At 58.7% G+C, this 19,163-nt stretch carries 24 protein-coding genes; 11 read left to right on the top strand and 13 right to left on the bottom strand.

Annotated elements, in window-relative coordinates:
* The first annotated feature begins 17 nt into the window (after positions 1–17).
* Together ACFHWW_RS04870 and ACFHWW_RS04865 are read left to right on the top strand one after the other, a co-directional pair.
* Entirely contained in the window at positions 18–452 is a 435-nt protein-coding gene (locus tag ACFHWW_RS04870) for a hypothetical protein (RefSeq protein WP_379937464.1), read from the top strand.
* 56 nt (positions 453–508) lie between these two features.
* Entirely contained in the window at positions 509–751 is a 243-nt protein-coding gene (locus tag ACFHWW_RS04865) for a hypothetical protein (RefSeq protein ID WP_379937462.1), read from the top strand.
* 134 nt (positions 752–885) lie between these two features.
* On the opposite strand, the gene ACFHWW_RS04860 is transcribed toward ACFHWW_RS04865, so the two are convergent.
* Together ACFHWW_RS04860 and ACFHWW_RS04855 are read right to left on the bottom strand one after the other, a co-directional pair.
* Complete coding sequence (locus tag ACFHWW_RS04860; RefSeq protein WP_379937461.1) at positions 886–1,383, bottom strand: DUF4411 family protein; 498 nt, start codon at positions 1,381–1,383, stop codon at positions 886–888.
* A complete protein-coding gene (locus ACFHWW_RS04855) occupies positions 1,380–2,546 on the bottom strand; it encodes an ImmA/IrrE family metallo-endopeptidase (protein WP_379937459.1) in 1,167 nt (388 codons plus the stop codon). Before ACFHWW_RS04855 ends, ACFHWW_RS04860 begins: the two co-directional genes overlap by 4 nt.
* A 621-nt stretch (positions 2,547–3,167) precedes the next feature.
* Between ACFHWW_RS04855 and ACFHWW_RS04850 the strand changes: the two genes are divergently transcribed.
* Positions 3,168–3,320, top strand: coding sequence for a hypothetical protein (locus ACFHWW_RS04850; protein WP_379937457.1), 153 nt, complete (start codon positions 3,168–3,170; stop codon positions 3,318–3,320).
* Positions 3,321–3,366: 46 nt separating this feature from the next.
* Here the strand turns inward: ACFHWW_RS04850 and ACFHWW_RS04845 are convergent, their stop codons facing one another.
* Complete coding sequence (locus tag ACFHWW_RS04845; protein WP_379937456.1) at positions 3,367–3,720, bottom strand: hypothetical protein; 354 nt, start codon at positions 3,718–3,720, stop codon at positions 3,367–3,369.
* 136 nt (positions 3,721–3,856) lie between these two features.
* On the opposite strand from ACFHWW_RS04845, the gene ACFHWW_RS04840 reads away from it, so the two are divergent.
* Positions 3,857–4,072 (top strand): hypothetical protein, encoded by a 216-nt coding sequence (locus ACFHWW_RS04840; protein WP_379937455.1) that lies wholly within the window; start codon positions 3,857–3,859, stop codon positions 4,070–4,072.
* On the opposite strand, the gene ACFHWW_RS04835 is transcribed toward ACFHWW_RS04840, so the two are convergent.
* Positions 4,059–4,376, bottom strand: coding sequence for a hypothetical protein (locus ACFHWW_RS04835; protein ID WP_379937528.1), 318 nt, complete (start codon positions 4,374–4,376; stop codon positions 4,059–4,061). The genes ACFHWW_RS04840 and ACFHWW_RS04835 overlap by 14 nt on opposite strands.
* Positions 4,343–4,666, bottom strand: coding sequence for a succinoglycan biosynthesis protein exoi (locus ACFHWW_RS04830; RefSeq protein WP_379937453.1), 324 nt, complete (start codon positions 4,664–4,666; stop codon positions 4,343–4,345). The genes ACFHWW_RS04835 and ACFHWW_RS04830 overlap by 34 nt, the downstream gene beginning before the upstream one ends.
* A gap of 224 nt (positions 4,667–4,890) precedes the next feature.
* On the opposite strand from ACFHWW_RS04830, the gene ACFHWW_RS04825 reads away from it, so the two are divergent.
* The 7 genes from ACFHWW_RS04825 (at position 4,891) to ACFHWW_RS04795 (ending at position 9,381) form a co-directional block, all read left to right on the top strand.
* Positions 4,891–5,340 carry a hypothetical protein gene (locus ACFHWW_RS04825; RefSeq protein ID WP_379937451.1) on the top strand — a complete coding sequence of 150 codons (450 nt, stop codon included), beginning with the start codon at positions 4,891–4,893 and terminating at the stop codon, positions 5,338–5,340.
* A gap of 35 nt (positions 5,341–5,375) precedes the next feature.
* Positions 5,376–5,546 carry a hypothetical protein gene (locus ACFHWW_RS04820; protein WP_283067522.1) on the top strand — a complete coding sequence of 57 codons (171 nt, stop codon included), beginning with the start codon at positions 5,376–5,378 and terminating at the stop codon, positions 5,544–5,546.
* A 45-nt stretch (positions 5,547–5,591) separates the two neighbouring features.
* A complete protein-coding gene (locus tag ACFHWW_RS04815; RefSeq protein WP_379937449.1) occupies positions 5,592–6,305 on the top strand; it encodes an SOS response-associated peptidase in 714 nt (237 codons plus the stop codon).
* Positions 6,302–6,787: a thermonuclease family protein gene (locus ACFHWW_RS04810; protein WP_379937447.1), complete on the top strand. Its 486-nt coding sequence runs from the start codon at positions 6,302–6,304 to the stop codon at positions 6,785–6,787. The genes ACFHWW_RS04815 and ACFHWW_RS04810 overlap by 4 nt, the downstream gene beginning before the upstream one ends.
* A 589-nt stretch (positions 6,788–7,376) precedes the next feature.
* On the top strand, positions 7,377–8,129 hold the full coding sequence (locus tag ACFHWW_RS04805) for a carbonic anhydrase (protein WP_379937445.1): 753 nt from the start codon (positions 7,377–7,379) through the stop codon (positions 8,127–8,129).
* A gap of 134 nt (positions 8,130–8,263) precedes the next feature.
* Entirely contained in the window at positions 8,264–8,515 is a 252-nt protein-coding gene (locus tag ACFHWW_RS04800; protein ID WP_379937443.1) for a type II toxin-antitoxin system HicB family antitoxin, read from the top strand.
* A gap of 656 nt (positions 8,516–9,171) precedes the next feature.
* Positions 9,172–9,381, top strand: coding sequence for a hypothetical protein (locus tag ACFHWW_RS04795; RefSeq protein ID WP_379937441.1), 210 nt, complete (start codon positions 9,172–9,174; stop codon positions 9,379–9,381).
* A gap of 437 nt (positions 9,382–9,818) precedes the next feature.
* Here the strand turns inward: ACFHWW_RS04795 and groL are convergent, their stop codons facing one another.
* From groL to ACFHWW_RS04755, 8 genes are all read right to left on the bottom strand, one after another.
* On the bottom strand, positions 9,819–11,447 hold the full coding sequence (groL, locus tag ACFHWW_RS04790) for a chaperonin GroEL (RefSeq protein ID WP_379937439.1): 1,629 nt from the start codon (positions 11,445–11,447) through the stop codon (positions 9,819–9,821).
* 39 nt (positions 11,448–11,486) lie between these two features.
* Positions 11,487–11,801, bottom strand: coding sequence for a co-chaperone GroES (groES, locus tag ACFHWW_RS04785; protein ID WP_379937437.1), 315 nt, complete (start codon positions 11,799–11,801; stop codon positions 11,487–11,489).
* 423 nt (positions 11,802–12,224) lie between these two features.
* Positions 12,225–13,184, bottom strand: a complete 960-nt coding sequence (gene nodD2, locus ACFHWW_RS04780) for a transcriptional regulator NodD2 (RefSeq protein ID WP_379937435.1) — start codon at positions 13,182–13,184, stop codon at positions 12,225–12,227.
* A gap of 245 nt (positions 13,185–13,429) precedes the next feature.
* Positions 13,430–14,533 (bottom strand): LLM class flavin-dependent oxidoreductase, encoded by a 1,104-nt coding sequence (locus ACFHWW_RS04775; RefSeq protein ID WP_379937434.1) that lies wholly within the window; start codon positions 14,531–14,533, stop codon positions 13,430–13,432.
* Positions 14,534–14,707: 174 nt separating this feature from the next.
* Positions 14,708–16,327 carry an SDR family oxidoreductase gene (locus tag ACFHWW_RS04770; protein WP_379937433.1) on the bottom strand — a complete coding sequence of 540 codons (1,620 nt, stop codon included), beginning with the start codon at positions 16,325–16,327 and terminating at the stop codon, positions 14,708–14,710.
* 130 nt (positions 16,328–16,457) lie between these two features.
* Positions 16,458–17,003, bottom strand: a complete 546-nt coding sequence (locus ACFHWW_RS04765; RefSeq protein WP_379937432.1) for a nuclear transport factor 2 family protein — start codon at positions 17,001–17,003, stop codon at positions 16,458–16,460.
* Positions 17,004–17,220: 217 nt separating this feature from the next.
* Positions 17,221–17,472 (bottom strand): ferredoxin, encoded by a 252-nt coding sequence (locus ACFHWW_RS04760; protein ID WP_379937430.1) that lies wholly within the window; start codon positions 17,470–17,472, stop codon positions 17,221–17,223.
* A gap of 35 nt (positions 17,473–17,507) precedes the next feature.
* Positions 17,508–18,686 carry a cytochrome P450 gene (locus ACFHWW_RS04755; protein ID WP_379937515.1) on the bottom strand — a complete coding sequence of 393 codons (1,179 nt, stop codon included), beginning with the start codon at positions 18,684–18,686 and terminating at the stop codon, positions 17,508–17,510.
* Positions 18,687–19,163 lie beyond the last annotated feature (477 nt).

Raw genomic sequence — 19,163 nt, 5'->3', positions numbered from 1 at the left:
GCCTAGGGAGCTTGGGAATGACGGGCCAAGTCGTGGACATGCCAGGATGGTGGCACACCAGGTGGGGAATGTCAGAATCGGAGATGATTGAAGCTCTTTCTGCTTCGAAGCTTCACAAAATCGACCGCGAAGACTTTGGCGATTATTATGCCGATTATCTGTTGAAGGACGCGGAACACGAATCCCTCAAATTTGACGTCTTCTTTCAGATGAGCCGCAAGCAAGACCGCCTTTCAAGGGTAGTGATGCGTCACGAATTGCCCTTGGGGGCACCGCAAGACACTCAGATCAAAACTCTATTCAACGCGCTGGTTCGTGACTTTGGCGGTCCTGAGATGTTGGACCGGCCAAATCATTATCGCTGGACTCTTCCTTCAACCACAGTACAACTCCACACAATCAATCTACCAAACTCGCTGAATTTGATCTCTTTGATATTTGAGCCTGGGTGAAAGTCCGTCACACAGGCCGCGTCCGAAGAGCTTCTAAAAATCAGGCACGAGGGAAAATGGTAGATTTTCAAGTTCTTGAAAGCCAGCTGTCAGAAACAGAGATGGCGATGTTCATGATGGTAAACGTCACCATGAATGCTGCTCTGTTAGCCGGAGCAGATGCAAAGATGTTGATCCAGCACCTTCGTCAACACGAACAGAACTTCACGGCGCTTGGCCAAAAAAGGGCCGCCCACATGTTTGCCGCTGCGGTCGTAATGGTAGAAAATGCGTCGAGGATTAAGCCCTTCAAGGCTTAATTTCGACATCAAGATCGGGCGTATACTGGTTCCATCAGCGGCGATCGACGGCTAAACCGATACCCATCTTGCCATTGACCACGGATGTACTGGCAACGGATGCAGGAAGGTCGGGTTTGCCGCGGCCTTTTTTGTTACTTCACCCAGCCGAACTTCGCCGAGAACTCGCGCAGCGCCTCGAACGTGTTCAGATAATTCACGGAGAACGCGTCACAGACGTCGGGAATCATCACACGTTTTTTCGACTGCGGATTCGGCAACTCGTGCGTGACTACCGTTGCGCCGATGGCACTGGCCTTCGCGATCAGCCAAGAGTCGGCGTCGTTCAGAAACTTTTCGATGGCGGATTCGGTAAAATGATTCGCCGTCACCACGTGATTGGCGATGTCTGCGTAGCGCTGCTGCGTATCTGCATCGTCGACGTCCAGGAACCAGCCGGCGTCTTTTCTGTCATTGGCCCATTGGGCCAATTCATCTTTTGCCCCGGTGAGTTCATCGCAAACATTGACGGTTGATCCCATGTCCGAGCCACAAACATCGTCCATCCACTCCCAAAAGCCAGGGCAGATATCGAACGCGTAATATCGATTTTTTGCTTCAATAAAGACGTTGGTATCGAGCAGAAACTTCATCGGCCGCCCAATGCCTTCCGATAGAAGCTGACAACGGAAGCAGGTTGAGTGTTGAGGAGGGACGCCGCATGCTTCAAGAGCAATCGCCCACTCATCGCTTGCCGCACGACCGCGTTGGTAAAATGACTTCCGTTGCGTATCGGAAGGGTGTTGTAGAAGTTCCCTCGGCTCTCATTATCGGAGGTTTCGGGGTCCCACCTCGCGCTCTCGCGGGCATAAAAATGCCGGTAGTCGCTCTCGCTCACGAGCCCGAGATCAAACGCTCGGCGCACAATTACGATTCGGCTCACCTTGAAGAATTTCGCCAGGCGGTCGGCATTCACATCGAGAGCATCTTCCTCATCCCAGCGGGCCCTAAACCGCGCGGTCGGAACGAGGAATTCCGCGGCTATTTGGTTGCATTTCTTCTCGACCCGCTTGTGAGTGCCTAAGTCAGTTTCACCCAGCATTACGTTAGAGATGCCGCTCTCTCCCAGCCAGATGTGGGCCAGTTCGTGGGCCAACGTGAATATCTGCGCGGCCGGCGCATCCCTGCCGTTGATGAAGATCAAAGGAACGACCGAATCACTGATCGCGAACCCTCGAAACTGGCTCACGGAAAGTGGTCTGTGTGTGTTGCTGCCAACCACTCCGTTGCGCATAACCCAGATGCCGGCTTCTTCAGCCTTCGTTATGAGCATACGGAGGTGTTTTTCCCAGTTCGGGGTGATTGGCTCTCCATGCTCACCGTACAGGGTCTTGCGGATGTCCGATGCAATCTCTTTAGGATCGTCATCCAACCCGAATTTTCCGACGAATCCCAACTTCTTACCATCGTACTCAGCAACGAAGTCTTTGAACCAATCGCGCTTGAACAGTACGTCGTTGAGCAGAGTACGGAAATTGGTGTCGAGACGACGAGCAGGATCGCTGCCGACCGTCCGCAGATCCGGTATTGGCAGTTTTTCCTCTGGCGGCTCTTTCAGGAACAGATAGCCGAATGGGATATGGAGCGCGGCTGAAAGAGATTGCGCCTGACGGAAGGTCGGCCGATCGTCGCCCAGAATCCAATTCTCGATACGTTCTGGCTTCACCGCGACCTTTTTGGCCACGGTTTCAAGCGGCACGTCGGAGCGATCGACTGCCCAAGCTAACACCCGCTGATTGATCATCGCTTCAGCCATGCTGATGCAACGTCCCGCCCCCTGTGGTTGTTCAATAGTACACGACAACTTTCTTTACGAAAGCTTGCACGTGGCATTCACATACGCTCTCGAAGAGGGGTATGAAAATTGGGCGGCAAATTCAAGACATGCGCTGGGTTTTGTTTAGCGTGTGTCGAAGGTGAATCGTCACGCCGGCGATCGCTCCTGCTGGTCTGCTATGGGACCATCCCCGCGCCCTCCACCAAATCTGGGTATACCGCACAGGCGGACCAGAGTTGCGGATCAGACCTTCCTTACCGCCAACCTGACCCAGTAGTATCGCGCGCCGTGGCTAGCGACGAGGTAGGAAGCCGGAGAACTATTTTGGCGACGTCGACGAGGTCGAGCGGAAGAGGTCACAGGCGCTGCGACGCAGCCATTAACGCACAATTCCGCGAAATAATCCATGCCATACAGCCAGCGCGAAAGGCCGACCAACTTCGCTTTTTTAGTAGCCAGGCGTCTCATCGGGGCGCAGGATGGTGCAAATGGGGCGCCCCCGGCTGAGAGATACTCGCGCTTCGCCCCAACCAAGGAGGTCGCGCAATGTATCCTTCCCGCGAATTTCACTCCGATTTTTTCCGGCCCAGGGAAATCGAATTGCTTCAGTGCATTTTCAATGCCGCGTTGGAAGCGAACGAGATCAAGTGCAACAGTCCGGAAGCCGAAGCGCTCGCAAAGAGGCTCTTCACGCTCTACCAAGCGGGCGTGAGGGACGCAGCGGAGCTGAGCGACCGTTTGAAAGCAGCGTGAACAAGACACCAGAGCGAGAAAACGCCTGCCAGCGCCCACAGCCGCATTAGCCGCCGTAAGGCTCACGGGCGTACTGGGCCTCGAATGCGGCCGGCAGCCCCGCGAGAACTTCCTGCGCGATGGCGTCCGTTGCCCCCGCCTTGTCTTCGGCCTTGGCGAATTGGGTGATTGTGCTCAGCGGGACGCGCCAAATGGCGTATACGATCTCGCGGGTCACCTCGTCCAAGGTCGCCTTGTCCGAACCTCCCCAGAAAACATAATCGTGTCCTATGCGCAGGCACAGGTGAATGGCCACCGCAGCCGTGGCGCGCCCACGATCTGACAGCAGCATGCCCCGCAGCTCGCCGTCGATCTCCAGCAGAGGCGTCTTGATTGTCGCGGAACTCAGGTTTCGCTTCATGCGGCCATTAACGCACCGATCGAAAAAACCGTCGCATCGGCTATTGGGATGATGGCCCGGCGGCCGATACTCGCACTTTTGCGAGTAGCCATACTTTTTCTCCCCGCCTACCCTCGCCGTGGAAGGGAGATCTGGTATGGACTATATCGCAGAGATCAAGGGAATGACGGACGAAGAGCTCCGGGCGACCTGCATGTTGGCAGTAGCTCATTGCGTGACGGACGAGATGCTGGACTTCTCCATGCCGCCCTACTGGATTGAGATCCTGAAGGAAATCTATGGGCGCGGCTGGGCGGGTGACAATCAGGAGATCATTGCCGAGAAACTGGTTGAGGCCGCTACCACCTGTTAGCGTCGCGCTGGCGTTCCTCGACCGCCCGGCGCATGGCGTCCTCGCGGCCACATTCGTACTTCTCCATGTAGTATCGGATCAGAGACTGGCGACGGCCCTCATCCATGATGGCGTAAACGTTCCTGAATTGCCGCTCGGCTGCTGATTTCTTGTTGGACAGCCGACCGCGGACAATGAGGCTCGACAGCGCAAAGCAAGCCAGCAGTCCGACAATACTTCCAACCAACAGGGCGAGACCCATTTCCTGATTGAGAAAATCGCCAGGGACGGTCATCTGTATGCCTTCCGCCACCCTGCGGCCCACGCCTCTTCCTCAGAGCAGAACCAGCGCTCCCCGTATTCCGGTCTTATTCGGGTCTCGGAGTAATACTCCTGTCCAGGCACATGAAATATCCGCTCGCCTGAATCGATGCTGATATTGCCCTTGATGTCGCAGGATATTCCGATGCTGCCCAGACTGTCCCACTTGGCAATGAAGTCAGGTGCGGTCATGCCGCCTGCCGCACCTACCGCGACGGCCGCGACTACCAGCCCCGGCGCCGTTCGGAACACCGAGGGCTGCTGTGACTTCCGACCCCTTTGGCGATAACTCATGCCCCCACTCCGGCAACTTCGCGCGAAGATGGTAATTCAGAGCACAAATTAGCAAAAGCTGCACAAATGGGTTAGTCGCCGCCAATGTGGTCCTGCGGCAGCCATGCGCCATTGACTCCCCTCAGCATGAGAACATAATAGGAACATTCATCGGCGCTGCGGCGCGCCAATCCGAAACCTGAAGGGGACCAACAACCGCTGCCTGGAAGCAGAGAAGGTGCGCCATGCGAACGTTCGAAGATGAAGTCCGAAACCTGATTGCTGTTGACCTGACCGTTCTGCCGCCCGATCGAAGGCACGCCATCGCCGGCCTCGACCAATATCGCCGTATTGTCGAAGTCCGCGGCGTGCAAGACGTCGCCGCTAAAATCGCAGAATCCTTCTGCTCCTTTGCCGTTTTCGATGGCGACCAGGTGCTGCGCTACACTGCGATTGCCCCTTTCATTACACAGAGGCTGTATGCGACCCCGATCGAGCTACGACGGGAGGCATGCGATCGGAACCGGTTGAAGGCAGATCGCGCGCGCGTCCGTATGGCACAGATGATCTCGTCTGCATTGTTGCAGCGATATCGCTTTGAGCAACTGAAATGCGGCGTGGCGCCGTCGAGCACTGCTTGGGACCGCGCCTTCGAAGACCAGTTCGGGAACGGCCGGAAGGCGGCTGAAGGTTGAGGCAGGCATAGCTTTTCAGCCGGGGAGTAATGAACATGAGCGATGAGGCCAGCGCTACGACCAAGCCACGCCAGGATACGGCGCTCTACGTTCATTATTGCGAGTATCCCGGCTGCGCGAAATGGGGCGGCTTCGGATACGCTGCCGGCAAGGACGAGCCACGATGGTTCTGCTTCGAGCATAGGCCCGAGTGGAAAGGATGTTGACGCCGGCAGCGGCCCCGATAGCTTTGCCGCGATGGAGGAAAGCAGATGTGCGGACGCATCTACATCAAGAGCACGCTTGGAGACCTGCTGCGCAATTTCTCTTTCGCCGCAACCGAACGCGTCGAAGGGCTGGCGAACCAGTTCCCGCGTTACAACGGCGCGCCGTCGCTCCACTATCCGATCATCGTCCGCGACATGGTCCGAGAGCCAGACGTTTTCGGCCCCACCTTCGCGAGCGCGCGATGGGGATTGATTCCGGACTGGATCAAGGAGCAGAAGCCCGGCCGGCCTCCGCCCGTAAACGCGCGGTGCGAGGGCATCGCGAACAACGGTATGTTCAAGAAGGCCTACGCCAGCCGCCGCTGCCTGATCCCGATCGACGGCTTCTTCGAATGGAAGGACATTTTCGGCACCGGCAAGAACAAGCAACCCTATGCCATCGCCATGAAGTCGGGCGAGCCGTTCGCGCTGGCCGGCATCTGGGAGACCTGGCGCAATCCCGACACCGACGAGGATATCCGCACTTTCTGCGTGATCACCTGTCCGCCGAACGACATGATGGCGGCGATCCACGACCGGATGCCAGTCATCCTGCACCCGGAGGATTACGAACGCTGGCTGTCGCCGGAGGCGGAACCTTACGACCTGATGAAGCCATTTCCGGCCGAACTGATGACCATGTGGCCGATTGACAGAAAGGTCGGATCACCGAAGAACGACACTGCAGATATCCTAGATCCCACGGAACCCGCCCAATGAAAATGGTCGCGTTCGGCATCGCCCTGCCCGCCCGTTCTGCCGGTCCAATTACGGGCCGCGCCACTGTCATTGACGGAGATACGATCGAAATCAGAGGCGAGCGCATTCGCCTGAGCGGCGTCGACGCGCCGGAGGGCTGGCAGGGATGCGAGGACGGAGACGGCGGCATCTATCGCTGCGGCAAGGAGGCCGCATTCGCACTCAATGGCTTCCTCGCCACCTCCCGCCCTACCCGCTGTGAACTCGTCGAGCGTGATCGATATCAGAGGTTCGTCGGCGTGTGCTTCCGCAATGACGGCCGCGAGGTCAATCGCTGGCTTGTCGAGAGCGGCAATGCTGTGGATTGGGAGAGATACAGCAAAGGCGCGTACGCCCGCGCCCAAGAGGTCGCGCGGTCACGAGGCGCCGGCATCTGGCGCGGCAAGTTCCAGATGCCTTGCCAGGCGCGCGCTGAGCGTGCCAATCATGAGCCCTCTTGCTGACTAAGTAATTGATGCCCGCCGACGCCGCCTATGTAGACGACAATACCATAAATCAGGACATCGGCGCCCAAATTGCACGCGAGGTGCTGGGCATGACTCGGTAGTTGCTGGCGACCGACGTGTGTTCCGGCAGATCCAGGAGTACGAGAAAGGCAAAAACCGCGTCTCCGCGGCAGTGCCGGTCCGGATCTGTCAGGCGATGCAGATCAGCCCGATGGAGATTATCGGTGTGTACTTCCCTCACTAAGGGCCGACCGACGATCGAATTGGGTGTAGGAAAAATTGCGACGGCGGAGAGAAAGTTGCCAGGCGTCCGGCGGGCCTTGCAAGACGAGTGGGTGAACGCTGGGTCGCCTGGGCATGGCGGCTGCTTTCGCAGGCCTATAGCCCGTCGAGAACATAAGAAAACCTTCCCAATCCCCGCCGCCGGCGGAAGATGCCTCCAATCTGCCGTGCATGACTTTGCAACCTCTCGGTACCATGGTAGTAGCGACGCACGGTGTAATCGGGGTACTCTTCTCCCAGTCCGTGACCGCTTTGACGACGCTCCACCTCCAAATAACTGCCGTCAGAATGAGACAGGATGACAATGGAAAGACGTAATTTTCTCAAAGGCATGGCGCTGCTTGCAGCATGCCCGCTTTGCGTGAAGCCGACCTTTGCCGCCGAGGGCGCCCACTGGGGCTATGAAGGCGACGCCGGGCCGGCTCGCTGGGGTTCCTTGAGCAAGGAGAACAGCGCCTGCTCGCTAGGCTCCCAACAATCGCCGCTCAACATCACAGGCAGCATCGAGGCCGAACTTCCGGATCTGGCAATCGACTGGAAGAGGGGCGGTTCGATCGTCAACAACGGCCACACGATCCAGGTAAACGCGGCGCCTGGTGGCCTACTACGCCGTGGCGACAGGGCCTACGAATTGCTGCAGTATCATTTTCACGCGCCAAGCGAACACTTGGTCGATGGCAGAAATTTCGCCATGGAGGTGCACTTCGTCCACCGGCATGCCGAATCGGATGCGCTCGGTGTACTCGGCGTGTTCCTTGTTCCTGGCGCCGCCAATCCGGCGTTCACCGCGTTGGCTGCGGCATTCCCCAGGCAAGCGGGACAAGAAAACCAGGTTGCCGGCGTCGATCCATCCGGCTTGCTGCCCACTTCGCTCGAATACTGGTCCTACGAAGGGTCCCTGACGACGCCGCCCTGCAGTGAGATTGTCGATTGGATGATCGCGATGGATCCGGTTGAGGTCGATGCGGCGGACATAAAGAAGTTCACCGCGCTTTACTCGGCAAATGCTCGGACAACAGTTCCAAGCAATCGGCGCTACATTCTGCGCTCCGGCTAACTGGCCCTGAGGGCGGGCCACCATCAGGCTGCTCGTCGCGGGACCGTAAGACAGATTTCTCCGCTCATGGATTGGCAGGGAGATGGGAAAAGGTCTCGTGGCGAATGTTCTGAAAGTCCTGGGAATTAAGTAACATGTCCCGTTTTTACGAATTCACACTCTCGATGGACGAGACTGGGCATGGCACCATCTCGTGGATGGTAACCGCTCCGGCGTTTCCTGAAGTCACCACTTTTGGCGATACACAACCGAACGCTTGCCTGGAGGGGCTCAAAGCGATCGAAGAGGCTATCGCTGCGCGCATTGCGGACGGAGAAGAAATCCCACCGCCCTTGTCGGAAACCAAGGGTGTCGGCCGATATGCGGAAGTACCTGTCCCCACGTGATCTGCAAAAGCCAAGGACCTTTCGCCCGCCGAATTGGCGCGTCGTCTCGGTTGGCATTGCGAACAGGTGGATCGCCTTTTCCCGTTTTGGTCGCAAATCTCAGATGGACCAGATCGAAGCTGCTTATAAAGCCCTCGACGTGCCGCTCGACGTCAAAGTCGACTTTGATTTTCCAGTAGCGGCGTAGCGGCTGCTGAGGGTATCGACCAATTCTAAAGCCCGGGGACGAAACTCCGGGCTTTTCGCTTTTCAGTAGATACTGCGAGCCTAGTTGAAAGCCTACGACAGATAGCCTGCGGGACCGCCGCGCCGGAGGCACAGGTCTGTTTCCCATTTGTTAACCAAAATTGCTCATGGTCGGCGCCCTGGACCAAGAAACCTCGGAGCGCATGATGAGCTACGATTGGACTGGCGTGCGAACACGCCGAACAAGAATGCTGAGGATCGTTGGATTGATCCTGATGACCATGGCCGTAGTTGCCGCCTTAGGGGCCGTTTGGCTCTAGAAATCGTTGGCGGCCACTTGAACGCGGGGTTTCGTTCGCCGCCGCCCCGGATTAGGCATGTCACGCCAACGGGTCTCGACCCTCTCACGCATCTTTGCTTCTGCCACAGACCATGAATGCGAACTGGCGGTCCCACAACGGGTGAAATTCTTGGAAGACGCAGACGCTGACTTCGAAATCGCGTGCTCGAAATGCGGCCTCAGGGCTAAACGCAGCATTTTCCAGTTGAAGTACGCCGAGACTTTCAAATGCAACGCATGCGGATCAACGCGAGCATTGGATAAGGAAAATCTCAAAGAGCTCATGCGCGAAGCGGACGCGAAGACTCGCCGGCTCTGGATCGACGGCAAGCCGTCATGACTTGGCTAGGTCACAAGCGGCACAGAGCTCACAAGTGGTCGCGGCGCACCACCTGCCGTCGATCTGTTCATCGGCCAGGCCCAGAGCCGCGCCGACCGACGAAATCAGCGGGTGAATCCGATGGACGGTCGGGGCGCCGACGGCACTCAACTGGCCGGACTGCTCGGCACCTTGCCTGAGGCTTGAGACGCTTGGCGCACTGTCCGAGGCATTCCGGCTGCGCGCGTGTCTCAAAAGACGGCGACGCTTCTTTAGTGACACGAACCGGGCAGGTCTGGCAGCTTCTCCATCACTTCTCGTGCAAACGGGTGAGGCCCTGCCATCGGTCCTCCCCGAGAACAGCTGAAGCGCCGACGACCTCCTCATTCCCGGACAGGACCGAACGTGCATTTTTTTGAAAGCTCCCGGCTAGCCGCCGAGTTGTGCTTCAGGCTTAGCTAGAAGTCCATCCCGCCGCCCGGAGGCATTGCCGGCGGAGCTTCCTTCTTGGGCTTCTCGGCGATCATCGCTTCGGTAGTAACCAGCAGGCCGGCTATCGAGGCCGCATCCTGAAGCGCGGTTCGGACGACCTTGGCCGGGTCGATCACGCCCATCGAGAAGAGGTCGCCGAATTCGCCCGTCTGGGCGTTCCAGCCATAGGAAAATTCGGGCTTCTCGCGCAGCTTTCCAACGATGATCGAGCCTTCGGCACCGGCGTTTTCGGCGATCTGCCGCACCGGAGCCTCGATTGCGCGGCGAACGATATCGACACCAACCCGCTGATCGTCATTGGCAGTCTGCACGCCATCAAGCGCCTTGACTGCACGCAGCAGTGCTACGCCGCCACCCGGCAGGACGCCTTCCTCGACTGCCGCACGTGTTGCATGCAGCGCATCGTCGACGCGGTCCTTCCGCTCCTTCACTTCGACTTCCGTCGAGCCGCCGACGCGGATGACTGCAACACCGCCGGCGAGCTTGGCAAGGCGCTCCTGCAGCTTCTCGCGATCATAGTCGGATGTCGTTTCTTCGATCTGCGCCTTGATCTGCGCTATGCGCCCATCAATGTCGGCTTTCGCGCTGGCGCCGTCGATGATTGTGGTGTTCTCCTTCTCGATCGAGACCTTCTTTGCACGGCCGAGCATGTCGAGCGTGACATTTTCCAGCTTGATGCCGAGGTCTTCGGAGATCACAGTGCCTGCCGTCAGGGTTGCAACATCCTCGAGCATGGCCTTACGCCGGTCGCCGAACCCAGGGGCCTTCACGGCCGCGACCTTCAGTCCGCCGCGCAGCTTGTTGACGACGAGTGCGGCCAGCGCTTCGCCTTCGACGTCCTCGGCGATGATGAGAAGCGGCTTACCCGATTGCACGACGGCTTCGAGGAGGGGCAGCATGGCCTGCAGGTTGGAGAGCTTCTTTTCATGGATCAAGATGTAGGGATCCTCGAACTCCGCCCGCATCTTGTCCTGGTTCGTTATGAAGTAGGGAGAGATGTAACCCCGGTCGAACTGCATTCCCTCGACCACCTCGAGTTCCGTCTCCGCGGTCTTGGCTTCCTCTACTGTGATCACGCCGTCATTGCCGACTTGCTCCATCGCCTCGGCGAGGTAACGGCCGATCTCCGCGTCGCCATTAGCCGAGATGGTGCCGACCTGGGCAATCTCCTCGTTCTTGGACACGTCGCGCGCGTTGGCTTTCAGCTCGGCGACGAGCGTATCGACGGCAAGGTCGATGCCTCGTTTCAAATCCATCGGGTTCATGCCGGAGGCAACGGCCTTGGCGCCTTCCCTGACGATCGCCTGGGCCAGCACCGTCGCCGTGGTGGTACCGTCGCCGGCAATGTCGCTCGTTTTCGACGCAACCTCGCGCAGCATCTGCGCGCCCATGTTCTCGAACTTGTCTTCGAGCTCGATCTCCTTCGCCACGGTAACGCCGTCCTTGGTGATGCGTGGCGCGCCGAAGGACTTGTCGATGACGACGTTCCGGCCCTTAGGGCCAAGTGTCACTTTGACGGCGTTGGCAAGGGTGTCGACGCCGCGCAGCATGCGTTCACGGGCATCGGAATGGAATTTTACTTCTTTGACAGGCATGGTTCACTCCTTCGCTGAACTTTGGTCGGTCGCACGCTCTCAAGCGACTTTCTTATCGGCGCCGAAATCTTCGATGACCCCAAGCACGTCGGCTTCCTTCAGGATCAGCAAGTCCTCGCCATCGATCTTGATCTCCGTGCCCGACCATTTGCCGAAGAGCACGCGATCGCCGACCTTCACGTCGAGTGCAACGAGTTGGCCCTGCTCGTTGCGAGCGCCTGGACCGACGGCGATCACTTCGCCTTCCTGCGGCTTCTCCTTGGCCGTATCCGGGATGATGATTCCGGCTTTGGTTTTCTCTTCGGACGAAACGCGGCGGATGAGAATGCGATCGTGGAGTGGTTGGAACTTCATGCCTTCCTCCTGGATAAACGGATCGATGAATGCCCTTTGCCGAACCGATGGACTCCGTACGGGCAGTCCGTTCCGGCAACTGGCAGTAGTTGATCTGGTTCTGTCGAAAATTGAATTCAAGAGGAGGCGACCAACTTTTTAGCACTCTTCGGTGAAGAGTGCTAAAAAGCGCATTCGGCAAGCGCCGAATGAGGGATGGCGCACGCGGACGACGACAGGCGCACGCTGGGCTCGCGTCTGACTCTGTCGCGACAACAGCTTAACCGAAGCGCGTTGGCCGCACGCATCCGCAAGAATATCCGCCGGCCTGCGCCGAGGATGCAATGTCGAGAGATTTCAAAAAGGGGAAAGCAATCCCGTCTTCATGGAAGCGTGGCGATGACAAAGCGCACTTTTTGCGAGCAGCGCCTCATCGCGCAAGAGCTATTGAACGACGAGATCAAATCCAGGAGCCTCGAGTGGTTCCCGGGCATGCGGCAAACCCATACGGGATGCCTCCTGGAATAACATCTCACGCATCCACAGGCTTGCCGGATCGCTATCGTGAAGGGCCGGCCACTGAACGGCCTCGGTGAGCGGGGGAAGTGGCAGCGGAAGTTCGACGATCCGCAGGGGAGTTGTCTTTGCGAAATGCTGCGCCAGCCGCAAGGGCACGGTCCCTATACGCTCAGTCCCCACCAGCATGGGCGGAATCATGCTGAAGCCCTGTACGACGACCTCGACACGTCTCTTGAGACCGTGCTCGTGCAAATACCACCCTTCGATGGTGGGTCTCCGCATATTCCCGAATTTCACTGCAACATGCCCCATCGACATGTATCTCTCAAATGTAAGTGGCTCTGACAGTTGCTCGTTCGTCCGGCAACCGACGCACACGAATTTATCCTCAAACAGTGCTGTGTGAGGGTGCGTCGACATGAACACGTCCGGCATAATCAGAAAATCGATGTCGCCGCGCCGGAGAAGCTCCTCGAAGTCGTCGGCAAGCGGCAGACAATCAAAGCTTACTCCGGGAGCTTCTTGCGCCGCACGTTCCACGACCTTTTCAAAAAACACAAGGGTGACGTAATCGGAAAGGATGATCCTGAAGCGACGATCCGACTGGGCCGGGTTGAACGGTTGCCAGGAAACTATGGAGAGCTGGATGTGCAGCAGAGCCTCGCGCACCTTGGATGCGAGTCCTTCAGCACGCGGTGTTGGAATAAATTCGCGGCCAGCCATCGTAAACAGCTCATCGCGGAAATAGGTCCGCAACCGGGCGACGGCCGCGCTCATCGCCGGCTGGCTGAGGTTTATGCTGCGGGCGGCCGCCGTGAGGTTACGCTCGGTCATCAGAGCGTCGAGCGCGACGAGGAGATTCAGATCAAGGCCCTTGAACCGCATATCTTCACCTATCCATAGCGTGGATGTATGCCACTTCAAACCACCAGTATTCTTAATTAGTAATACAATTTGTTCGAAATCAAGGCAGACGCCGGCCCACTTTCGTAGGGGGGTCAGCCGACGCGGTCGGATGACTTTTTTGTATCGCGGTTCGTTTCCGGTCCAGCGTTGCAGCGGGTCCCGACAAGCCGCCCATCGCCACTGGGTACACAGCACGTTCTGAGAGACGTTGCTTGAACCTGCGCCTACGCCGGCCGTATCGGGACCTCACGTTGAGCAGGGCCGGATAGTGTCTCGGCCGAGCCGTTGTGCGTGACCGTGTTGACCGCCGGGATGATCTCGTCTCCCCAAAGCTCGATTTGCCGGAGCATCGTCTTCTGGTCGAAATCGCCCAACTGGGTCTGAATGGCGATCTGAGACGGTTTCAGAACACTAATTTCTTCCAGCAGACGGTCGATCACCCGATTCACACTGCCGATCGGCAGGTTCTCGCGCATACTCTCGAACGACAGGTCCTGTTGCGTCGGGGTTTCCTCAAGCAGATAGCCGTCCTGGCTCTGCTGGCGGCGCTGATGCAACGCTTCAGATAGCCGTCGCTGGAAGCGGGCGTTGTCGAGATAGCTGTTGATCTCCGCCTCGTGGTCGCTGGCAAAGCAGCAGCGCAGCAGAGATATCTTGGCATCGGTGACATTCTTGCTCTCGGAGGCCGCCGCAGTCTCGATGCTTTCACGCCGCGCGCCTAAACCATCCAAGCCGTCGTGAAAGGCTGTGACGAACAGATTGTGGCCCTCGCGATAGGCCCTTCTCATCCTGCGCTCCGACCCGGCCGCGATCCAGATCGGCGGGGTCGGCTTCTGGATGGGGCGCACTGAAATCGCGGTGGGAGGTATCGTCTCATACTGGCCGTCGTGCTCGAAGATCTCCTGGTTGAGCCCCTTGAGGAGAATGTCGAGGTATTCCGAAAAGACGGCCGGCGCCTCGTCGACATCGACGCCGAAGCGCTCGAACTCGAACTTCTGGTATCCAGAGCCGACGCCGAGCTCAAGACGACCATTCGAAACGATATCCGCGAAGCCGACCTCGGAAAGCAGGCGCTGCGGTTGATAGAGCGGCAGTACACAGACGGCGGTACCGAGGCGGATCGTGCGCGTCAGGCCGGCACAATGCGCCACCATCATCAAGGGCGACGGCACCAGACTGTAGTTGTTGAAATGGTGCTCTGCAAACCACGCGGTATTGAAGCCAGCCTGCTCGGAAAGCACTGCCTGCTCGACTGAGTTGCGGATGACTGTGTCGGACGATTGATGATAGCCGCGCTGGGCGGCAAGGATGAATGTCGCGAATTCCATGGCAATTCCTTCGGTCGCGGAGAGGGTTGTTCATCGGGCTGCTCGAGAGGTTCGCGAAAGTCGTGGCCGCAACGGGCGATATTTACGGCAAACGGTTTTTCGGCAATACGCCTGCCATTCGCGGTCGCGAGTTTCCTATGCCTGGGATTGTTTTGATGGGCCGCCGCGGTCGCCTTAGGGCATGATCGGCAACCATTTGGCGGCCTCCATTGGCTGTTCCGGATCGAAGTCGCTTGCAAATCCAGCATCGCCAGAAGAAGTGCGGCCGCCGTTCACGCAAAGGGTCGAACCGTTGACGTATGAGGCGTCAGGCGAAGCCAGGAAGAATGTTGCGTCAGCCATTTCTTCCGGATTTCCTATCCCGGCCACGGGAATACTCGGCCGAAACCCTTTCGGCGCGATGCTGCCGACGTTTGCGGACTGAGCGACGGCCGACGTGCTGGTGTAGCCGGACATGACGGCGGCTGTTCGAATGCCAACGGGCCCGAGTTCGGCCGCCATGCACCTCGTCAGGATTTCGATCCCGGCTTGGGATGCTTCATAGGCGTGGCGCGGCGCGAAGGGCAGAAAGGTGTGGGTCGTGCCGACATTCAGGATCACGCCGCCGGGGCGCATCGTCTTGATCGCTTCACGCGCGCAGATGAAGGCGCCGGTGAGATTGACATCCAGGACGCGTTTGATCTCATCTGTTGCCTGTTGGGGACTTGCGACAAAACTGTCGACCACAACAGTAGCGTTGACGAGTACGTCTAGCCTGGCGTAGCGCACTCGCAGCTCCTCGAACAGCGCCACCACGTCACTCTCGACGGCAACGTCCACGGATTTGGCCATATGCTTGCCACCGAGAGAGCCCGCGAGCGTTGCCGCGGCCGCACCATCTTTATCAATAATAACGACAGTATCGCCATTTGCCGCAAAGCGGCGAGCGACGGCAGCGCCTATACCGTTCGCCCCGCCTGTGACAAGCACGATTCGCGCACCGACGTGCCCGGCCGGACCGAAGAGTTCGGCTCTTGGCGTCCCATCCGCCGACAGGTTCGCATTACCCGGCTGGTTGAAGGACATCCAACCACCGTCAATAGTCAGCACTGAACCGTTGATGTAACCCGCGTGCCGGCTAGCCAGAAACCGCACCGTCCGGGCGATCTCGTCGGCACACGCCATCCGCCCCATCGGCACGCGTCGGCGAACAGCGGCGAGATCTGCCGCGCCGGCGCGTTCCAGTTGCTCGACCATCGGCGTGCGCACATAGCCCGGCGCTACTGCCGTCACGCGGATGCCGCGCGACGCCAGCTCGCACGCCAAAGATATCGTGATCGAGATCAGGCCCGCTTTGGAGGCGGCGTAGGCGTTGCGTTTGGGATTGCCTACCACGCCCGCCAGCGAGGCCACGTTGACGATGGCAGCGCCAGGCTCCATCCGCCGTGCCGCTTCCCGCGCCATGACGTAAGGCCCGATCAGGTTTACTGCCAAGACGCGTCGGAAAGCGTCGATATTGGTGTCGACGGTCGCATCCATGCTAGGCCCGACAGCCGCGTTATTGACGACCACGTCGATGCGAGCGAACTGTGTTTCGACCCGGTTATAAAGCGCAACAATATCCTCCTCGCGCGAGACATCGAACTCAAGTCCGAGATGCGGGTGGCCGAGACCGCGGGCAAATTCAAGGATGCCGCTGCCCGGGAGGTCTACGGCGACGACAGTGCCTCCGTCCGCGGCAAAAGCATTGACCAGGGCACGGCCGATCCCGCCTGCAGCGCCTGTAATGATGACGATGCGCTCTGCTTGCTTCATGAGATACGTTCTCCTGACCAGCGTTGGCGATTTCAGGGTAAGGACCGCGTCGCGGCACAGCGGCCTGTGGTGGTGACGACCAGCTCCGCCCCGGATCGACGTAGCGCGTTCCAGGCCAGCAGCGATTGCCTCATTTTCTCGCTCTTGGAGGGATGCGGCGTTTCCTAAGCGCGTAGACCGGATCTTCCGGATGCGAGGCTCCGATCGGCTGGCGGAGACCGAAACGCTCTATCTCCGAAGCCGTCTGCGGGCTCTGCTCCTCGAGCCAATCGTAGACGACCGTGCGTTCGGCAATTCGCCACTCTCCTTCCCTCTTTTGAAACAGGTCACAGTATCGTCCGCAAAGCAGAACCTGCCGGATCGTCCTGCCGCCGTCCGGTCCGCGTTGAAGCGCGGTGAAGTAGCTCTCGACGGCGGCTTCTCCCGGGCCGATGAACTCGATCAGAACGTTCGTGATCTGATGGATGTTGCGCGGTTCCGTTTTGAAGACACCGAGCGCGAACTCAATGAAGCCTTCGGCCGAGCCGGCATAGGCCCCGTGGTTGTCATAGGCATCCGGCCAGTAGGAGCTGCGCAGCGCCGCCTCATCCGCGCGGTCTATCCCCCGGCAGTATCGATAGAGGCAGTCGCGGATCGCCTCCCGGTCAAGCAATTCGACGATTTTTTTGTGGTCCATGGCTTGGTCGCAGGTTCTAAGATTGAAGTGGCGCGTTTGCGTATTCGATTACGCAGCAACGATTTCGGACTAAGGCAGCCGCACTGCAGCCAAGAACGGCTGACGCTGCGCACCGATGTGTAACACCTCAGTTCCGAAGGCGTTGACGCTGTTGGGTGGCTTCACGCACGGTGTCTGGATAGAGGCCATGCGCCGTCCTGTGCCGGCGAAACTCCATTTAGGTGTTAAACCCTCCACAAGCTTGATTGAACAAAAACCGATCAAGCAACACATCGAATGCGCGATCGATTTCAAGCGCACGTTCGGGGCAGGATCGAGCGCCTCGTGTCGCGAGCAGTTCGTCCCGCTCCGAGACCTCGATGTCACCGGGTAGGATGTAGCCCTCGTCATCCAGTTTAAAGACGTCCGGCGCATGCGCCCAGCAGCGAGCATGCCCTTGGCATTTGTCATTGTGGACGATGATGCGCATGCGGTACCTCCATGTATTTGCTCCCTCACCTATATTCAGGACCAGTCCAGAATCAGATTCTCGATTCCGAACACATGGCCGCCATAGGTGATGGGCGCCGTGTCTTCCTTGGTACGGAAGTCAGGGATGCGGGACAGCCACTCCTCCAGACCGATGACGATCTCCCGCCGGGCGAGGTGCGAGCCAAGACAACGATGCGGACCATAAGCGAAGGCGGTGTGGCGGTTGTCTTTCCGTGCCAAATCGATCGTGTTCGGGTTCTCGAATTCTGCCGGATCGCGATTGGCGATCATCGTGGCACAGGAAATGTAGTCCCCCTTACGGATCGGCGCGCCTTCGAAGTCGATGTCTTTCTTTGCCACGCGGATCATTTGCACGGTGGAATAGGCGCGCAGCAATTCTTCGGCCGCGAGCCCAATTCGATCCGGTTCTCTCCGCAGCAATTGCTGGTCTTTCGGATTGCGAGCGAGGTAGGCCAGGTCAAATCCTATTGCCGTTGCGACCGTGTCGAGGCCGGCGACGAACACAAGTACGCCAATGCCACGGACTTCCTCATCGGTTAGCGGGCGACCATCGACCTCAGCCTCCACGACGAAAGTCATGAAATCGTCGGCCGGTTCCTTGCGGCGCTCGGCCGCAAGGTCATCGATGAACGCCACAATCGTCCGGGCGGCTGCCGTTCGCTTGACGCCCTCGCCGTGGAGCAGATCCTTCCCCCAGCCGACGAATGTCCCCAGCCGCTCATCCGGTAGGCCAAGAAAGTGAAGGAAAATACTGACCGCAAAGGGAAAAGCGAAATCCTTCATAACGTCGCAGCTTGTGCTCGCCGCGGAGATCCCGTCGATCAACACGATCGCGCGCTCACGGATGGCCGGTTCCAGAACCATCACCCGCTTGGGCGACAACAGCGGGTTGAGCAGCGAACGAAAGACACCATGGGCTGGTGGGTCGAGTTCCAGCGGTATCATCGGCCAGTTTTCGCCGAGCGCGGAGGCGAAGATGCTGCGATGGCTGGAAAATGTTGCGGTGTCGTGCAGTACCCTGCGCTGGTCCTTGGCGCGCGTAATGACCCAGGTACCCCGGCCGTCGCGAGTGTTGTTGGGAGAATAAAAGATGGGCAGCGCGTCATGGGCGCAGGCGACAGCTGCGTGAGGATCCCCGTTTGGCGTGGGGCCCATGCCGGGCGACGTGAACAAGCTGAAATCCCTTACCATTTCCGGCGGGACATGATCTGGGATCGGCTTGCTCACGACTTGGTTTCTCCTCAAGGTCATGCACTTATGCGCTCGATTGAAATCGCCCGGCGATCCTCGATGTTGATTACTGGCGCGGCCCCGTCCCAGGCGCCTTGAGATTCCGCTGCACGATGCGCCGACCCACGCACTAGCGCGGATGAGAGCGGCGCTAATTTAAGCAGCACAGTATCCTGGTCGACCCCTGCTCCATGGAGAACCGCCGCCAGCTTACGCGCGCTGAAGTTCAGATGCTGATCAATCGACCTTTAGCTCCTTGAGGCACTACGGACATCCGCCCTGCAAAGTTATCGAAGCAATTAGCGTGCCGTTGACCCGGCACCACTTGTCCACACCGGCCTACGTGCCTTCGGCAACTGTTTTAGTCCGGTTTCCGACATAGTTGTTCCGCTTCGGACACAAGGAGCTTGGCGGGCTGACACGCGCCGGGGAACGCAT

This window comes from Sinorhizobium sp. P24N7 (assembly GCF_042436655.1).
GTDB lineage: Bacteria > Pseudomonadota > Alphaproteobacteria > Rhizobiales > Rhizobiaceae > Sinorhizobium > Sinorhizobium meliloti_A.
This window is presented reverse-complemented; position numbering and strand designations above follow the sequence as displayed.